Source organism: Pseudomonas sp. LF-5 (genome assembly GCF_037626295.1).
Classification (GTDB): domain Bacteria; phylum Pseudomonadota; class Gammaproteobacteria; order Pseudomonadales; family Pseudomonadaceae; genus Aquipseudomonas; species Aquipseudomonas monsensis.
Window position 1 is genome coordinate 127,777 of sequence record NZ_JARKMT010000001.1, and the last position, 15,438, is coordinate 143,214.

A 15,438-nucleotide genomic window follows, 5' to 3' on the forward strand; every position below is an offset into this window, starting at 1 on the left:
AGCTCTGCTTTATTGACTGGAAAACTCTTGTTTGAAGAGTAACCGTCAACTAAAGCCAGACCGGTGGCGCGCCGGTTCGCTATTGGTGAAGTTCAGACGCGTCTTACAAGGGGCGCGGAAGTCAGGAGGTGATTATTCCCAAGTGCCAACTACGTTATCGCTGGTGGGATGACCGGGCGTTTATGAAGTTGGCACTTTGGCAATGTGTTGGTTATCAGGCTGGCGCGTCGAAACCTCGCTGTTCGATTACCCGAAACACATCACTCACATCCTGCACCATGATCCTGGCGATGTTGGTGACGGTGTTGATGTCATGTTCGGCGTAGTCGGGGAGGCTGGTGCAGGCGATGAGGTCGAGGTATTTGAGGACTGCGTTGAGGCGTTCGGCCAGGCAGGCGTGGAGGTCGCGTAGTGGGACGTCGGCGTTGATGAGGAGGACAGGGTTGTCGGTGGCTGGGTGGGACATGTGGGCGTAGTGGTGGAGCGGTTTTTTGATCGTCATTAGGAATGGTCTCTCAATAAAAAATGAGCCACCGTTCTGCTGCGAAACATAATGGGTGGCGGCTGTGAGCAGGTTCGCAGACCGAGGAGAAACCAGACTCGGCAGACTCGAAAGTCTCCCGCACACAGCCGCCATAAAACGTAATGCCGGCGAATTTTGCCAGAATTGTCGTTAGACGGTGTTATCCAATTTCTCCTTAGGGCTGCGAAACCCATCGCCAACTGCGGTCAGCGACAGCCCCACTCTAGGCAGCAATTCCCGCACCCACAACCGACCTGTAGGACGCAAACCCGGCCCTGTGGCGAGGGGATTTATCCCCGATCGGCGACGCAGTCGTCGTAATCCGGCGCCCACGTTGTGTCAGGAGAATTCAGCTCGCCGGTTTGGGGCTGCTTCGCAGCCCATCGGGGATGAATCCCCTCGCCACAAGGTGTGTTTTCCTACGAGTTTTTCAGACTTCAAATTCGGTCGAATCTCAAATCATGGCTTTGCATGTTGGTACAGGGGCTGCTTCGCAGCCCAGCGGGAGCAAGCTCCCTCGCCACAGTGAATGTGTTGATGCACGAAAAAGGGACACCCAGCGGTGTCCCTTTTTATGTGCCCTAAACAACCGTTACTTCGCCTTCCAATGCCCACCGCCACTTTCACAATCAATCTTCGCTTGCCCCAGATTCTCCGCGCCGTAGTAATACGTGGTCACCTGCGCGCCTTCGGGAATGTTCAACGCTTTGGCGTTTTTGTCCTTGCTGGTGGAGTGCGGGTTGGCCAGGGATTCCTGGGTGAGGGTGGCGATGCACGTGGCTTGATAGTGCTCATCGCACTGCTGGACCTTTTTCTTGACGGCGTTGACCATGTCCTTGCTTTCGTTGCTGCATGACCAGTCGATGGAATTGACCGGCATGCCCTCGTATTCGTAGCAGCTGTGGCCGGAAACGGTAGGCACGGAGGTGCTGGAGGAGCGGGTTTCGACGTCGCAGCCTTCGGCCATGACGCAGGTGGGGATGACGCAAAAGGTGGCGAGCAGAAGCAGGAATCGAATGTTCATCGGGCTTTCCTCTTCAATGGCGCCGGTTTTGATCAATGAATTGGCGCTTATGGTTTCGAGATAGCGCAGGGGAAGGAGGTTCCATCAGGTTTTTGATTTGCGCTGTTCGCATAGACTGCGAAACAATCGGACACATCTAGCGCCCAAGGATTGGAATATTGCCCATGATTGAAATCGGCAGCCGCAACAACGCCCCCACGTCGCAGCACCCAACCCACGACGTCTACATTTTCAACATCGACCTGTCCCGAGCGGCCACGCCTTTCTGTTTCGAACAATCGACGGCCGGGGGGCATGGTGGGCAGGGCGGTGCGCGCTGGTTGGCGCTGGATGAGCTGGAAGCCTGGCCCGGTGAGTGGCGTGAGCACTTGAAGAAGTCTGATTGTGCCTGGGTCGCTGAGTTGATTGACGCGCATCCTGGTGCGGATCAAGTGACATTGGTGTCGATGATTCTCAAGCGTCACGCCGAGTCAGCGAAGCCTGTCGGTCGCTGAAAGCCATTGGCGCCTGGCTCAAACGCAATATCCACGTTGGCGGCCGGTATGGCGTTTAACCCGAGGAAACCCCTATGACTCAAACACTCGAACGCGCCATTGCCATCGCTGCCACCGCACACGCGGGGCAGGTGGACAAGGGCGGGGCGCCGTACATTCTGCATCCGCTGAAGGTGATGCTGCGCATGACCTCGCTGGAGGAACGCATCGTCGCCGTACTGCACGATGTGGTCGAGGATTGCGGCATCAGCCTTGATGACTTGCGCAAGGAAGGCTTCAGCGAAGAGGTGCTGACGGCGATTGCATCGGTGACCAAAGTGCCAGGCGAGTCCTACGAGGATTTCGTCGAGCGCGCGGCGCAGAACCCGATCGGCCGGGTGGTGAAACTGGCGGACCTGGAAGAGAACAGCGACCTGTCACGGATCGCCTCGCCAAGCTGGGAGGATCTGGAGCGGATCGAAAAATACCGGCGGGCGATTGGACGGTTGCGCGCTTAAGCCATTTGAATAGCCAGGAAGGCGACCATGAAAACGATTCTGTGTCTGTTGATCGCCGCCGGTTTTGGCGCGGTGCTGCAATGCCTCGGTGTGCCGCATGGCTTGCTGTTGGGTTCGATCCTTGTCACGGCGCTGCTCGTGACAAAATCGGGTTTCGCACCCGCGACGCCTTATGGGCTGGGTTATATCCAGGTCACCCTGGGCATCGCCACCGGGCTGATGTTCGAGGCGTGGGACAGTGCGATGGCGTCGACCATGTTGCCGAGCCTTGGTGTGTTGCTGCTGTGCTTGACGGTGCAGATTGCGCTGGCCGGTTGGTGGCTGACGCGCGGCGCAGGGTGGAATCGCACGGATGCGCTGCTCGCAGTGTATCCGGGGGCACTGGCGGCGGTGTTCGATTTGCTGGAGTCGGAGAAGGCGTCGAGCAAAGTCATCATCGTGCACCTGATGCGGTTACTGCTGATCACGGTGCTGGTGAGTTTTTTGATTCCGGGGCCGGTGTCGATTGCTGCTGTTGAAAGCGCTCCGTTGACCACCGGCATGGCGTTGACGGTTGTCTCGGTCATCGGCTTGAGCGTCGTGCTCGGTCGCTTGCTGCTGGTGATCGGCGTGCCGGCGCCCTTCATGCTCACGGCGATCATCATCACCGCCGTCTTTGTAAAAGCAGGGTGGTTGCACGGTTTTCACATGCCCGACTGGAGCTTGAATCTGGCCGCGCTGATTCTCGGCGTGCGCATCGGCTCACGGTTTCAAGGCTTGGGCGTCAGGGAATTGGGGCTGCATGGTCGCACGGCGCTGGTCTCGGTCGGGCTGATGATCGTCGTCGCGGCGGCATTTGCTGAAGTGGCGGCGCGATGGTTGGGCAGCGATCCATTGTCGCTCTGGCTGGCGTACATGCCGGGGGCGATCGAGACGATTGCGATTGTCGCGTTTGCGGGTGGGTTGAATGTGGTGTTTATCCTCACTCACCACTTGGCGCGGATGGTGCTGCTGCATTTTGCGCCGGCGTTGTTGGTGCAGGTGCGGCGGGTGCGGGAGGGGGCTTGAGCGAATCAATCGTCGCCGTACATCAAGTCCAGTTGTTCTATCCACGCGGCGCTGGCATTGAATCTGGCGTAATACCGCTGTTTTTCAGCGTCACTCAAAGAAGTAAAAAACGGCAGGAAATAACGCTCGTTGTAGAAACCTTGGGCTCCTTGCATGTTGCCTCCCCACCATGAGGGGTTGTAACCCTCGAAGGCGACCCACGGTGGTGGGACAGTGAGTCTTTCGTGGTTCAGCAAGTCGAGGAACCTCGCGCTGTTAGTCACTAAATGAATCGTGACCGCGTTGAACGCTTGGTTGGCGGTGAAGAATATCAAGCGCTCTTTGCTCAAGGCGTCCTCATATTCAAAGGTGCGCAGGCCGTTGAACGTGCTTTCCCTGACCTTTTGGAAGGACGAGTCGACCCACTGCCGGAAACGGTTGACGTCGTTTTGCTCAGTCAGAAGTGAGAGGTAACAGGCCAAGACTCCGGATTGCTCAAGCGATGTCATCATCGGCAGGTTTGGCAGTCTGGCGACCGACAAAGGCATCACAAAGTACGACTGCAGGACTTTCAGGCTGTATCCGGCAAAAAGTGGCTTCGCCTCAGGCTTGATGAGCGCGGCGAGTCGGCTCAGTAAACGACGCATCGGAATCCGTGATCAGCGAAATTGAGGGTGTCGGGATGGTATCCATAACGACGAGTGCGAACCACTGATTCCATAACGTTGAGTGCCGTGTTCAAGAGTTCCTTGCCGAACACTTTGAACTAGACTCTCTGATTACCCCGCATCACAGCCAGCCCCAGGCCCCGCCGGAGGTAATCATGAATCGCCTGACGCCCATCCCGCTATTGATCGCTGTCGCCCTGTGCGCCACTCAAGCCAGCGCCGAATCCGTCGTCCCGCTCAAAGGCCAGACCTCGCAACAAACCCAGATCGACATCAACGACTGCCACTCCATCGCTTCAACCTCCACCACTTCCACACCGCAAGCCGGCGGCCGTCTCAAGGGCGCCGCTGTCGGTGCGGCGGCGGGCGCGGCAGGTGCGCAAGTGCGCGGCCGTCAACACGACGAGCTCTACGAACGCGTCGACGATGACCGCAAGCAGGATTACCGACAAAACCGCGCCAAAGAGACTGCAGCCGCCGGTGCGGTCATCGGAGGCTCGCGGCAGCGCCAGGAGCGACGGGCACAGGGCAAGACCGAGGCGGCGGCAAGTTCCAGCGCTTACACCGGATGCCTGCAAGGGCGCGGCTATCAGATCACACCTTGACGGCTCGGCTTGTGCGCTTCGAGCAGGTGCATCATCAACGCACTATAGAGCGTCACCAGAATGAACAGGCCCATGCGCACCGCAAACGCGGTGTACACGTCCTTGCCCGCCGCACTGTCCTGCACCGATTGCCCGAGCAGGATGATCATGGTGATGAATGTGTTGATCCAGAATCCGGGGCTGAATTGCGTCGGGCTCAGGCGATAGAGTTTGCGCGCCAGCCACAGGCCGAACAGCAGCGTCCACAGAAAGAACATCCACAGGTGCACAAACAGACTCAGGCCGCACCACAGCAGTACCGCCAGTACGCCGGCGAGTAGCGTCGAACCCAGCAGTTCGCGGCCGGCGTGGTGAGTCCGGGTGGTGGAGGTTTGCTGGCCGAGGCTGACAGCCTTGAGGATGATCGGCAGGTAGCTCGCCGGATCGCTCAGGGCCAACAGAAAGGTCGGCAGCACGATCAGTGTGGCGCGCAGGGCCACGCGGGGGACGTCATCGGCAGGCATGGCGGGTGGTTTCGGCGCCGTGGGGCTGTCGGGGCGTTCCGGGAATAGAGTGTGACTGAGGCCGACCACTGCAACCGCCAGCAACAGGCCTTTGACCAGCGCGCCAATCACCGCCATCGCCAGGTCGAACTCGGCGAAGCCGGCGGCGGAGATCATGGTCATGCCGATCACCAGAAACATCATGATCAATGGATTGCCACCACGCAGGCCGAAGCGGAACACCAGAAACAGACCGAGGCCGATCAGCAGCACACCGCTCACCGGGTAGTAACGCAGCAACGGTACCAGCAGCAAGCCGATGCTGGTGGTGAACGCCGCCACCAGCGCCAGTGCCAACGCACCTTTCAGTGGCAGCGGGCGGGGCAGACTGGCGAGCAGCAACACCGCCAGCACTGGCGAGATAAAGGGCAGCGGCAAGGCGAAAGCATAACTGGCGGCGGTGCACAGCGCCGTGCCGAACGCCAGGCGCAACGCCCGTTGCGCCGGCACGCTGCGTTCAATAGGCATACGACAGCCAGCTCATCAGGCCGACAAACAGCCGCCCCAGCGGATTGAGCAGATTGCCCTCGGTGGGGAAGGCCATGACCTCCGCCTGGCCGCCGGCGCGGATGGCACGGCTGTCGAACAGGCGCTTTTTCGCCTCGTCACTGAACTCGATGATCACCGGGAAACGTTGCGCCGGACGCAGCCAGTCGCGGCTGTTCTGGATGCTCGGCAAGGTGCCGGGCGCCGGCGTCTGGCCGACGCTGACGCCATAACCGACGCTACGCACGCGACCGTCGAGCACTTCGCCGGGCAGCGCGTCGAGGACGATCGCCACCGGCGTGCCGGGTTGCACGCGGCCGAGGTTGTTTTCGGTGAGGTCGGCGCTGATCCACACGTCGTGAATGGCGATCAGGGTCATCAGCGGGCTACCGACCGCAGTGAACTGGCCGACGTCGGTGCGCAGGTCGGTGATCAGTCCCGCCGAACGCGCGCCGATGCGGGTGTTGGCCAGATCCAGTTCCGCCTTGGCCAGTGTGGCGGCGGCGCTGAGCAGTTTGGCGTTGGTGTCGGTGTTGCCACCTTCCTGCTCCTGCGCACGCAGCACTTCGGCCCGGGCGGCGGCGACCTTGCTGACCGCCGCTTCGTGGTTGGCCCGGGAGACTTCCAGAAGCCTTACGGACACCGTGCCCGGATCTTCTTTGTACAAACCTTCAAGCCGTCGATTGTCCTGCCGCGCCTTGAGTTCATCGGCCTGGGCTGCACGCAGCGATGCCTGGGCCGAAGCGATACCGGCGGTGCTGGCGCCAACTGTGCGACGGGTGTTTTCCAGATCGGCACGGGCGCGGTCGACGGCAATTTGCAGCGGCTGCGGATCGAGTTCGAAGAGGATGTCGCCGGCCTGCACGTCCTGGTTGTTGCGCACGTTGACCTTGATCACCCGGCCCGCGACTTCCGCCGCCACCGGGATCACAAACGCGCCGACCCGCGCCTGCTGGGTATAGGGCGTGTAGCGGTCGGCCAACAAGTACCAGGCCAGGCTCAGCACAATCACCAGCAGCACCCAGCGGATGCCTTTTTTCGCCGGATCCGGCGGCGCTTCATCACTCATGGCGGTCTACCTGCGAGGGAATCGGATAGGTCGGTTGCGGCGGCGGGGCGGTCAGCAGATCGCCCCAATCGGTGCGTTGCTGCATCTGCTGCCGGGTCGCTGGATCGGTCTGCGGCCCGGCGCTTTGCCAGCCGCCGCCGACGGCGCGGTACAGGGCGATCAGGTTACTCACGGCGTTGCTGCGGCTGACCAGATAGTTGTCCTGTAACTCCAGCAACGCACGCTGGGCGTCGAGCACCCGCTGAAAGTCTGAATAGCCTTCTCGATATTGGGTGTTGGCCAGCACCAGAGAACGCCGCGCCGCGCCTTCGGCCTCGCCGAGAATGCGTTCACGTTCCAGCGCTTTGGTCAGGCCGCTGGCGGCGTCGTCGGCTTCGCGGGCGGCCTGGCGGACTTTGTCGCGATAGGCTTCGATCAGTTGCTGCAGGCGCGCGTCCTGCACGCGGATGTTGTTGCGGATCCGCCCGTAATCAAAGATGTTCCAGCGCAGGCTCGGGCCGCCGATCAGGTCGAGGCTGCGCGGGGTGGCGCCGAGGGTGTCGCTGGACCAGACGATGCTGCCGAGCAGGGTCAACGAGGGATAAAGGTCGGTTTCAGCCACGCCGACCAGCGCCGATTGCGCGGCAACGTTCAGCTCCGCTGCGCGCACATCGGGGCGGCGCAACAGCAGGTTGGCCGGGACATCTTGCAACACGGCGCGATCCACCAGCGGAATCAGCCCCGCTTGCTCCGCCAGGAACGCCGCGCCACCGGGCGGCTGGCCGACCAGCACCGCCAACGCATTGCGGGTGCGCAGCAACTGGTCTTCGAACGCCGGAATGCTGCTCAACGTGCCGAGGTATTGGGTTCTGGCCTGTTGCAAATCGAGTTCGGCGGTCTGGCCGCTCCGAAAGAGTTTTTCGGTGATCTCGAAATTGCGTTTTTGCTGGGCGGCGTTCTCCCGGGCGACTCGCAGCCGGGCTTCGGTAGTGCGCAGGGCAAAGTAGGTGTCGGCCACTTGCGCACGAAGCAGCACGAGGGCGTCTTCGTAATTGGCCTGGGCGGCGAAGTAGCTGGCGTCGGCGGATTCGATGGCGCGACTGAAACGCCCCCAGAAATCCAGTTCCCAGCCGACATCGAACGCGGCGCTGTGCTGCCAGAAATGCACGTCTTGCGGGTTGTTGCCGCCGGACTGGTGGCGGTCGATGTACAGGCTGTCGGCGCTGGCCTGTTGCAGTTGCGGGTAGCGACCGCTGTCGGCGATGCCCAGTTGCGCCCGGGCTTCGAGGACCCGCAGGCCGGCGATCTTCAGGCTGCTGTTGCGGGCTTCGGCGTCGCTGATCAATCGGTCGAGCACCGGATCGGCAAACACCTGCCACCACTGGCGCAGATCCGGCAGCGTGCCGCGTTCGCTGGCCCGCTCCAGTGCCGGACTTTGCCACTGCTTGCTCCAGGCCTCGGCTGGCGGCTGGAAATCCGGGCCCAGCCGCAGGCAGCCGCCAAGGCTCAGCACACCGAGCAGCAGCAGGTGGCCGGGATGGATCAGCAGGGCTGGCGTTGCAGGCATACCGGGAGGCCCCAGTGGGAAATGTCACTGGAGCATAGACCGCAGATTGCGGGTTGATCGAAGCAATCAGCTGCTACGCTTTTTCAGGCGAACTCCCCTGAACCGCCCCCGACGAAAAGGTAGGAAACCATGGACACTGCTCAAGATCCGCTTGCCCCCACCAGCGCCAACTGGCGTTTCAAGGTCGGCGTGGCAATCATCTGCCTGATGCTCGGTTCGTGGCTGATGGTGCCGATTGCCGCCGCCCTCGATGTGCCGGGCTCGAAAGTTGCGGCGTTGACCGGGGTGTTGTTCATCAGTAACAAGGTGCTGTTGCTGCTGGTGATCGCGGTGATGGGCAAGGCCGGGTTCGCCGAACTCAAGCGCACGATCGGCCACTATATTTCCGGCGTGATTCCGACCCCTGTGGCCGAAGTCAGCCCGATGCGCCACAAGATCGGCGTGGTGATGTTCTGCCTGCCGCTGCTGTCGTCCTTCCTGGAACCGTATTTCGACAACTTCTTCCCGGGCGTACGGCCCAACCTCTGGCAGATGCAGGCGCTGGGCGACTTGATGTTCGTCGGCAGCTTTTTCGTGCTGGGCGGCAATTTCTGGGACAAGGTCCATGCGCTGTTCGTGCGCAAGGCGCGGGTGGTGGCGGAATGAACGCAGGTAGAGGACTGATTTGAAGGGTGGTGAATGTCTGGATACGGCGCCGTATCCAGACATTCACCGGTTTAGCGCCGTTCGGGTTCAGGGCGTGATGTTGATTGATCCCGTGGTGACATCAACGGCGATCTGGTAGATGCCATCGGCCTCTGGTTTGACGCCGCTACGAGGTCCTTCAGCATTAAACATGATGACTCTGTAGCTTTGCTCTACAGCTTTGCTGCGCAGTTTTTTTAATGCCGCACGTTTCTTGGTGCCGAAGAATGAGGAAGCCGCATTAAATGCTTCACCCGCGAGGGTGCCGCTCGGCGATTCTGCGCGTATGTCAAAGCTGTTGCGGTTTTCGTTTCCAAACTCAACGGTGTATTCGTCGAAAGGGAAAAATTTCCCTTTAAGCAGCGCGCCGATGCCATGAAGAATGACCAGGTCAGACATGATTCGGTTGGCCGCCTCGAACAGTGACACGTCTGGGTAGGGCCCGTGGCCCAAGCGATCGCGCTTCAGCGCAAGCATCAAGGATATGCCGGTCTTCCCCGCAATCGATTCGCCGATAACGGCAAGGTCGTGATGAAACGCCTCGGTTATCGAGTCGATATTGTCTATCGTCAGCTTCCGAACGGGTTGGCGCATGTTGATCTCTGCAAAGCATCTGGAGCCGACAACGCTAGATTTTTGCTTTGCGGGTGTCTAGAGAAATCAACGCTGGCAAAAGTCTGAGCCCGGCGCAGGATTAGTCCTTGATCAGGCGTGCCCGAGCGCGATGGCAAACGACACGACGACCATGCAGGCAAAAGCGAAATTGAGGTTCATGGGGTGTTCATCCTGGTCCTTTTGAAAGTGGGGCCATTCTGCCGGGGTCGGGTCAAAAGAAAAAATTCGGCTTCGTGATTCCAATGATCGAAGCCATTGATACCGGCGTTGTGTTTGCAAGTTTGCTTGGCTAAGCTCGCACAAACCTGCAATGACAAGCACAAACAGGCAAAACCATGCACGATCATTCCGCTTCAGAGCTTCCCTCCCTGCGTCGGCAGAAAATACTTTTGATCCTCGAACGTGACGGCAAGGTCATGGCGTCCGAGTTGAGCCAGCACTTTGCAGTGTCCGAAGACACCATCCGCCGCGATCTCGCCGAACTCGACAGCGCCGGGCTGGTGCAGCGGGTGCATGGCGGGGCATTGCCGCGGCCGAAAGACACCGGCAAGGATTATTTCACCCGGCTGGAGGAATCCGATGAGGTCAAGGTGCGTCTGGCACAGTTGGCGGCGCAGAAGGTCGAGGACGGGCAGATTGTGCTGTTCGACTCCGGCTCCACCACGTTGCAGGTGGCGCGCTCGTTGCGTGCGGATATCCGCATCACGGCGGTGACGGCGGCGCCGATGACGGCGATTGCCTTGTCCGAATACAAGGACGTCAAAGTGATCCTTGCCGGTGGACAGTTGAACCCGCGCACGATGTCGGCCGGCGGCCATGAAGCGGTGCGGCTGCTGGCCGGGATCAAGGCGGATCTGGCCTTCACCGGGGTGTGTGCGATTCACCCGGAAGTGGGGATTACCTCGCTGCATTTCGATGAAGTGCCGGTGAAGCAGGCATTGCTGGACAGTGCGGCGCGGGTGATTGCGGTGACCACGGCGGATAAGCTCGGCGCGGTGGAACCGTTTGTGGTGGCGTCGTGTACGCGCCTGCATACGCTGATTACCGAGCGGCATGTGGCGTCGGGGAGTGTCGAGGATTATCGGCGGCTGGGGATTGCGGTGGAGCAGTTGCCGGACTGAGGTTTGTGCTGGAGCTGCTGGCCTCATCGCTGGCAAGCCAGCTCCCACGGGTTTTGCGGTGTACATGAAATTTGGGTACGCCACGGGCATTGTGGGAGCTGGCTTGCCAGCGATGGGGCCAGTCCCGTCAACGCAACTTTTCAAGCATCTGGTAGTACCACATCCCCGCCGCCAACAACGGATTGCCCAGCAAATCCCCCATGGGCACGCGAATGTGCTGGCACTGGGCAAAAGTGTCGAACTGCTCCAGCTGCCCGGTGATCGCCCGGCTCATGATTTCACCCATGATGTGGGTGGTGGCGATGCCGTGCCCCGAGTAGCCCTGGCAATACCAGACGTTGTCCGACAGCTTGCCCAGTTGCGGGATGCGGTTGATCACGATGCCCATCGCGCAGCTCCACTGGTAGTCGATCTTCACGCCTTTGAGCGCCGGGAAGGTTTGTTCGATGCACGGGCGCAACTCGGCGGCGATGTCTCGCGAGTCCTTGCCGCTGTAGTTGGCGCCGCCGCCGAACAGCAGGCGCCCGTCGGCGGTGAGGCGGTAGTAGTCGAGGACGAAACGGCAGTCGTACACCGCGAGGTCTTCGGGGTTGATCTGCCGCGCCAGATCGCCCAGCGGCGCGGTGGTGACGATGCCGCCCATGGCCGGGAAGATCTTGCCCTTGAGCTGACCTGGTTCGAGCTTGTGATAGACGTCACCGGCGAGCATCACTTGATTGGCGTCGATCTGGCCGTGAGCCGTCCTGACCCCAGGCGTCGCGCCATGGATGATTTCCAGCACTTCACTGTTCTCGAAGATCAGCGTACCGAGACTCTCCGCCGCCCGTGCTTCGCCGATGCACAGATTGAGCGGGTGCAGGTGCATGTTGCGAGTGTTCTTGATCGCGCCGTGGTAGAGGTCGCTTTGCAGCAGGTCACGCACTTGGCTTCGGTCGAGCAGACTGACTTCATCGCCCAGGCCGCGGCGCACGGCTTCCTCGTAATCGTTGCGCAAATCCGTCATGTGACTGGGCTTGTAGGCAGCGTGTAAATGACCGTGTTTGAGGTCGCACTGAATGCCATATTTCGCCACGCGCTGCTGGATGATTTGATGCCCGCGCCAGCGCAGGTGCCAAATGAAATCGTCAACCGCATCACCGAGTTTCGGGCGCATCTGTTTACGCATCGCGCCGTCGCCGGAGAGGCTGCCGGTGACCTGGCCGCCATTGCGCCCGGTGGCGCCCCAGCCGATCTTGTTGCTCTCGACGATGGCGACCTTCAAACCTTTTTCGGCGAGTTCGACGGCGGTGGCAACGCCGGTGAAACCGCCGCCGATGATCACCACGTCGACTCGGTGTCGGCCGCGCAGGGTCGGGTAGTCGGTGTCCTGATTGAGGGTGGCGGTGTAGTAGGAATTGCAGCGTTGGCTCATGTCAGTGTCCACACAAAATTCAAATCGGTACGCGATCCCCTGTAGGCGCGAGCAGGCTCACTCCTACAGGGGGATCAGTGGTGAGTCTTCAGGCTTCGGTCAAATACCAGCGCCAATCCTGTTCACCCACCTCGGCCATGAACTGTCGGTACTCGGCGCGTTTCACCGCCAGGTACACGCCGAGAAATTCCTGGCCCAGGGCATCCCGCGCCCACGCAGAATTTTCCAGCGCTTGCAGTGACGTCAGCCAATCGGTCGGCAGCAATTCCTTCGCCTGCGCATAGCCGTTGCCCTCGACCGGTGCGCCCGGATCGAGATTTTCACGAATGCCGCGATGGATGCCGGCCAGGATCGCCGCTGCGGCCAGGTACGGGTTGGCGTCGGCGCCGCAGATGCGGTGTTCGATGTGTCGGGTATTGGCCGGGCCACCGGGTACGCGCAGGCTGACGGTGCGGTTGTCGACGCCCCAGGTCGGCGCCAGTGGCGCGTAGCTGTTGGCCTGAAAGCGCCGGTAGGAGTTGGCGTTGGGGCAGAACAGCAGCAGCGAATCGAGCAGCGAGGCGAGCATGCCGCCAATCGCCGTGCGCAGCAGCGGGGTGCCGGCCGGGTCCTCGGAGGCGAACAGGTTGCGCCCCTCGCCATCGGCCAGGCTGACGTGCATGTGCATGCCGGTGCCGGCCAGATCATCGAACGGCTTGGCCATGAACGTCGCCTGCATGCCGTGCTTGTGCGCCACGGCTTTGACCAGGCGCTTGTAGCGCACTGCCTGATCCATCGCCTGCAGTGCATCGCCGTGTTCGAGGGTGATTTCCACCTGGCCCGGTGCGTATTCGGAGATCGCCGTGCGCGCCGGAATGCCGTGCAGTTTGCAGGCGCTGTAGAGGTCGGCGAGGAACGGTTCGATCTGCTCCAGTTCGCGCAAACCGTAGACCTGGGTGTGTCGCGGTCGGCCCCCGTCGGCATCCAGCGCCGGTTGCGGGCGACCGTTGTGATCGCGTTTGGCGTCGAGCAGATAGAACTCCAGTTCGCATGCCATCACCGGGTGATAACCCTCGGCCTTGAGACCGTCGATGATCCTGATCAGCAAATGGCGCGGGTCGGCGATGCTGGCGGGCATGCCCTCGGTCGGGTGCATGCTGACTTGCACCGCAGCGGTGGGAATCTGCCGCCACGGCAGGCGCACCAGACTGCCTTCGAGCGGGTAGGCGCGGCAGTCGATGTCGCCGACGTCCCAGACCAGACCGGAGTTTTCCACGTCCTCGCCCTGTACGGTCAGGCCGAGAATGGTGCTTGGCAGCGGGCGGCCGCTTTCATAGACGGCGAGCAATTCCTCGCGGTGCAACAGCTTGCCGCGCGGCACGCCGTTGGCGTCGAGGATAAACAGCTCGATCATGTCGATATCAGGGTTTTGGTCGAGAAACAGGCGTGCGTCTTCAATGGCTGCGAATTTCATGGTCAATCACTCACGAGGGCGCCGCACAGGCGCGCAGATTCGGGCCGGACGCAGGGAGGGCGTCCTGGCAGGGATTTCAAATGCAGATCAGTCAGAGGTGACACAGAACCTGTGGCGAGGGCGCTTGCTCGCGCTGAGGCGCGAAGCGGCTCTCGCTTTTCGATTCAAAGGCAGGGGACTGCTAAGCAGTCCAGCGGGAGCAGGCTCCCTCGCCACAATGCGGATCTTGACTGACTGGCGGAATCAGCAGGCGATATCCGGCGGGCGTGCGGAGTGACGCAGCTTGGAACGGCGCAGGGCCATGGGCAGATTGACGATGCGATTCATGCGCGGCCCCTGTGACAGGGGGCGCACACTGCGGAGACGTTCAACGATTTTAGTTGTTGTGGTGACGTACTCATAACGCGTGTTTCCGTTGGCGGAAAGCGTCGGTGGCGGGGCAATCCCGTCGACCGGTGTGCCCGGATAGTAAGGGGGAACCTCGGGAGCTGTAAACGATGAATGTGAAATATCTTGAACGCCCCGATCATCCGGCATCACCGTCTGGATCGGTCACTCAAACAACCGGCGCTTCAATCCTGAACATCTTGCGCGCCTCGGCAAAACACTTCTCGGCAATCGCCGAACGTGGTTCGGTCTTGCGCATCACCAGCCCCAGCGGGGCCAGCACACTGGCATCCGGCAGGTTCATGAATGACAGGTGTTCGATCGGTGCTTCCAGGCCACTGTCCAGCGGCATGATCGAGCAGCAGAAACCCTGGTGAATCGCCTGCAACAGCTGATACGTCGAATCGCTTTCCAGGATCGGCTGCGGATTGAGGCCACGGCTACGGAAGCTCAGGTCAATGGATTTGCGGTAATGCATGCCGGTGGTGATCATCCCCAGTGGCAGTTCCGCTGCATCCTCCCAGCTCATTTCATTGCCTTCGAACTGGAAGTGACGGTTGTCGTACAGCAGGCCGACGCGGGTTTCGCTGATCTCGAAGAACTCGAAATAGCTCGGGTTGACGTGGTCGAGATAACACACGCCGAGGTCGAGTTGATTGTTGCCAAGGCCGGCGATGATCTCGTCGGAACTCAGCGAGGACAGGCTGAATTTCAGTTCCGGATACGTACCGGACAACGCCTGAATGTAATTGACCGGATTGAAGTTGCTCAGTGGCACCAGGCCCAGGCGCAAGCTACCGACCAGTTGCCCGCGACACGCCGCCGCTTCGGCGAACAACCCATCATGTGCCGCCAGCAGCGTGCGCGCCCAGGCCAGCACACGTTCGCCGGCCTGAGTGAAACCTTCGAAGCGCTGGCCCCGATTGACCAACACCAGATCCAGCTCGTCTTCCAGGTTGCGCAGGCGCATCGACAGGGTCGGCTGGGTGATATGGCAGCGGGCGGCGGCCTGGCCGAAGTGACGGGTTTCGTCCAGTGCGATCAGGAACTTGAGTTGTTTGATGTCCACGATGGCACCTGCTCGACGGGAATTTGGATTGAGTATTGACGCAGAGGCGCAAGGCGCGTGAAACGCGCAGGGTGCGACGATCTCATCTGATGGCGCATTCGTCCAATCGCAAGCGTTCAAAGGGCGATGGATCGGCTCTGTCACTCACGGTTCAAGGGGCTCTCAGCGCGGTGAGGTTCCGCGAAAGAGCCGCTCGAAAGTGTGGTTGGCGAGAGTGA

The 15,438-nt window shown here is 61.0% G+C and carries 15 protein-coding genes and 1 pseudogene; 6 read left to right on the forward strand and 10 right to left on the reverse strand.

Annotated elements, in window-relative coordinates; translation table 11 throughout:
• Nucleotides 1–214 precede the first annotated feature (214 nt).
• Both PseuLF5_RS00670 and PseuLF5_RS00675 read right to left on the reverse strand, forming a co-directional pair.
• Nucleotides 215–502: a fructose-bisphosphate aldolase gene (locus tag PseuLF5_RS00670; RefSeq protein ID WP_123450527.1), complete on the reverse strand. Its 288-nt coding sequence runs from the start codon at nucleotides 500–502 to the stop codon at nucleotides 215–217.
• A gap of 613 nt (nucleotides 503–1,115) precedes the next feature.
• Nucleotides 1,116–1,547 (reverse strand): hypothetical protein, encoded by a 432-nt coding sequence (locus PseuLF5_RS00675; protein WP_128614147.1) that lies wholly within the window; start codon nucleotides 1,545–1,547, stop codon nucleotides 1,116–1,118.
• Nucleotides 1,548–1,711: 164 nt separating this feature from the next.
• Here PseuLF5_RS00675 and PseuLF5_RS00680 point away from each other — a divergent pair.
• The 3 genes and pseudogenes from PseuLF5_RS00680 to PseuLF5_RS00690 all read left to right on the forward strand — a co-directional run bounded on the left by PseuLF5_RS00680 (nucleotide 1,712) and on the right by PseuLF5_RS00690 (nucleotide 3,585).
• A pseudogene (locus PseuLF5_RS00680) lies at nucleotides 1,712–2,100 on the forward strand (hypothetical protein).
• A 15-nt stretch (nucleotides 2,101–2,115) separates the two neighbouring features.
• Nucleotides 2,116–2,538, forward strand: coding sequence for an HD domain-containing protein (locus tag PseuLF5_RS00685; RefSeq protein ID WP_340132678.1), 423 nt, complete (start codon nucleotides 2,116–2,118; stop codon nucleotides 2,536–2,538).
• Nucleotides 2,539–2,565: 27 nt separating this feature from the next.
• Nucleotides 2,566–3,585, forward strand: coding sequence for an AbrB family transcriptional regulator (locus PseuLF5_RS00690; protein WP_340132679.1), 1,020 nt, complete (start codon nucleotides 2,566–2,568; stop codon nucleotides 3,583–3,585).
• Between the two features lie 5 nt (nucleotides 3,586–3,590).
• Here PseuLF5_RS00690 and PseuLF5_RS00695 read toward each other — a convergent pair whose 3' ends face one another.
• Nucleotides 3,591–4,211, reverse strand: a complete 621-nt coding sequence (locus PseuLF5_RS00695; RefSeq protein WP_340132680.1) for a hypothetical protein — start codon at nucleotides 4,209–4,211, stop codon at nucleotides 3,591–3,593.
• Nucleotides 4,212–4,387: 176 nt separating this feature from the next.
• Here PseuLF5_RS00695 and PseuLF5_RS00700 point away from each other — a divergent pair, with 176 nt between their 5' ends.
• Nucleotides 4,388–4,837, forward strand: coding sequence for a hypothetical protein (locus PseuLF5_RS00700; RefSeq protein ID WP_340132681.1), 450 nt, complete (start codon nucleotides 4,388–4,390; stop codon nucleotides 4,835–4,837).
• Here PseuLF5_RS00700 and PseuLF5_RS00705 read toward each other — a convergent pair.
• The 3 genes from PseuLF5_RS00705 to PseuLF5_RS00715 are packed head-to-tail and all read right to left on the reverse strand — an operon-like array spanning nucleotide 4,822 to nucleotide 8,480.
• Nucleotides 4,822–5,847: a DUF2955 domain-containing protein gene (locus tag PseuLF5_RS00705; RefSeq protein WP_123462707.1), complete on the reverse strand. Its 1,026-nt coding sequence runs from the start codon at nucleotides 5,845–5,847 to the stop codon at nucleotides 4,822–4,824. The two genes, PseuLF5_RS00700 and PseuLF5_RS00705, sit on opposite strands and share 16 nt — an antisense overlap.
• Nucleotides 5,837–6,934, reverse strand: coding sequence for an HlyD family secretion protein (locus PseuLF5_RS00710; RefSeq protein WP_340132682.1), 1,098 nt, complete (start codon nucleotides 6,932–6,934; stop codon nucleotides 5,837–5,839). The genes PseuLF5_RS00705 and PseuLF5_RS00710 overlap by 11 nt, the downstream gene beginning before the upstream one ends.
• The gene (locus PseuLF5_RS00715; RefSeq protein WP_340132683.1) at nucleotides 6,927–8,480 is read right to left on the reverse strand and encodes a TolC family protein; all 1,554 of its coding nucleotides are present in this window, start codon (nucleotides 8,478–8,480) and stop codon (nucleotides 6,927–6,929) included. Before PseuLF5_RS00715 ends, PseuLF5_RS00710 begins: the two co-directional genes overlap by 8 nt.
• A gap of 129 nt (nucleotides 8,481–8,609) precedes the next feature.
• On the opposite strand from PseuLF5_RS00715, the gene PseuLF5_RS00720 reads away from it, so the two are divergent.
• Entirely contained in the window at nucleotides 8,610–9,125 is a 516-nt protein-coding gene (locus PseuLF5_RS00720; protein ID WP_123462712.1) for a transporter suffix domain-containing protein, read from the forward strand.
• An 87-nt stretch (nucleotides 9,126–9,212) separates the two neighbouring features.
• Here the strand turns inward: PseuLF5_RS00720 and PseuLF5_RS00725 are convergent, their stop codons facing one another.
• Nucleotides 9,213–9,758, reverse strand: a complete 546-nt coding sequence (locus PseuLF5_RS00725) for a hypothetical protein (protein ID WP_222832638.1) — start codon at nucleotides 9,756–9,758, stop codon at nucleotides 9,213–9,215.
• 356 nt (nucleotides 9,759–10,114) lie between these two features.
• Here PseuLF5_RS00725 and PseuLF5_RS00730 point away from each other — a divergent pair, with 356 nt between their 5' ends.
• Nucleotides 10,115–10,900 carry a DeoR/GlpR family DNA-binding transcription regulator gene (locus PseuLF5_RS00730; protein WP_128613527.1) on the forward strand — a complete coding sequence of 262 codons (786 nt, stop codon included), beginning with the start codon at nucleotides 10,115–10,117 and terminating at the stop codon, nucleotides 10,898–10,900.
• A gap of 127 nt (nucleotides 10,901–11,027) precedes the next feature.
• Here PseuLF5_RS00730 and PseuLF5_RS00735 read toward each other — a convergent pair whose 3' ends face one another.
• From PseuLF5_RS00735 to PseuLF5_RS00745, 3 genes are all read right to left on the reverse strand, one after another.
• Nucleotides 11,028–12,311, reverse strand: a complete 1,284-nt coding sequence (locus PseuLF5_RS00735) for an NAD(P)/FAD-dependent oxidoreductase (RefSeq protein WP_123462716.1) — start codon at nucleotides 12,309–12,311, stop codon at nucleotides 11,028–11,030.
• Nucleotides 12,312–12,399: 88 nt separating this feature from the next.
• The gene (locus PseuLF5_RS00740) at nucleotides 12,400–13,764 is read right to left on the reverse strand and encodes a glutamine synthetase family protein (RefSeq protein WP_128614376.1); all 1,365 of its coding nucleotides are present in this window, start codon (nucleotides 13,762–13,764) and stop codon (nucleotides 12,400–12,402) included.
• A 556-nt stretch (nucleotides 13,765–14,320) separates the two neighbouring features.
• Complete coding sequence (locus PseuLF5_RS00745; RefSeq protein ID WP_340132684.1) at nucleotides 14,321–15,220, reverse strand: LysR family transcriptional regulator; 900 nt, start codon at nucleotides 15,218–15,220, stop codon at nucleotides 14,321–14,323.
• Nucleotides 15,221–15,438: the final 218 nt, after the last annotated feature.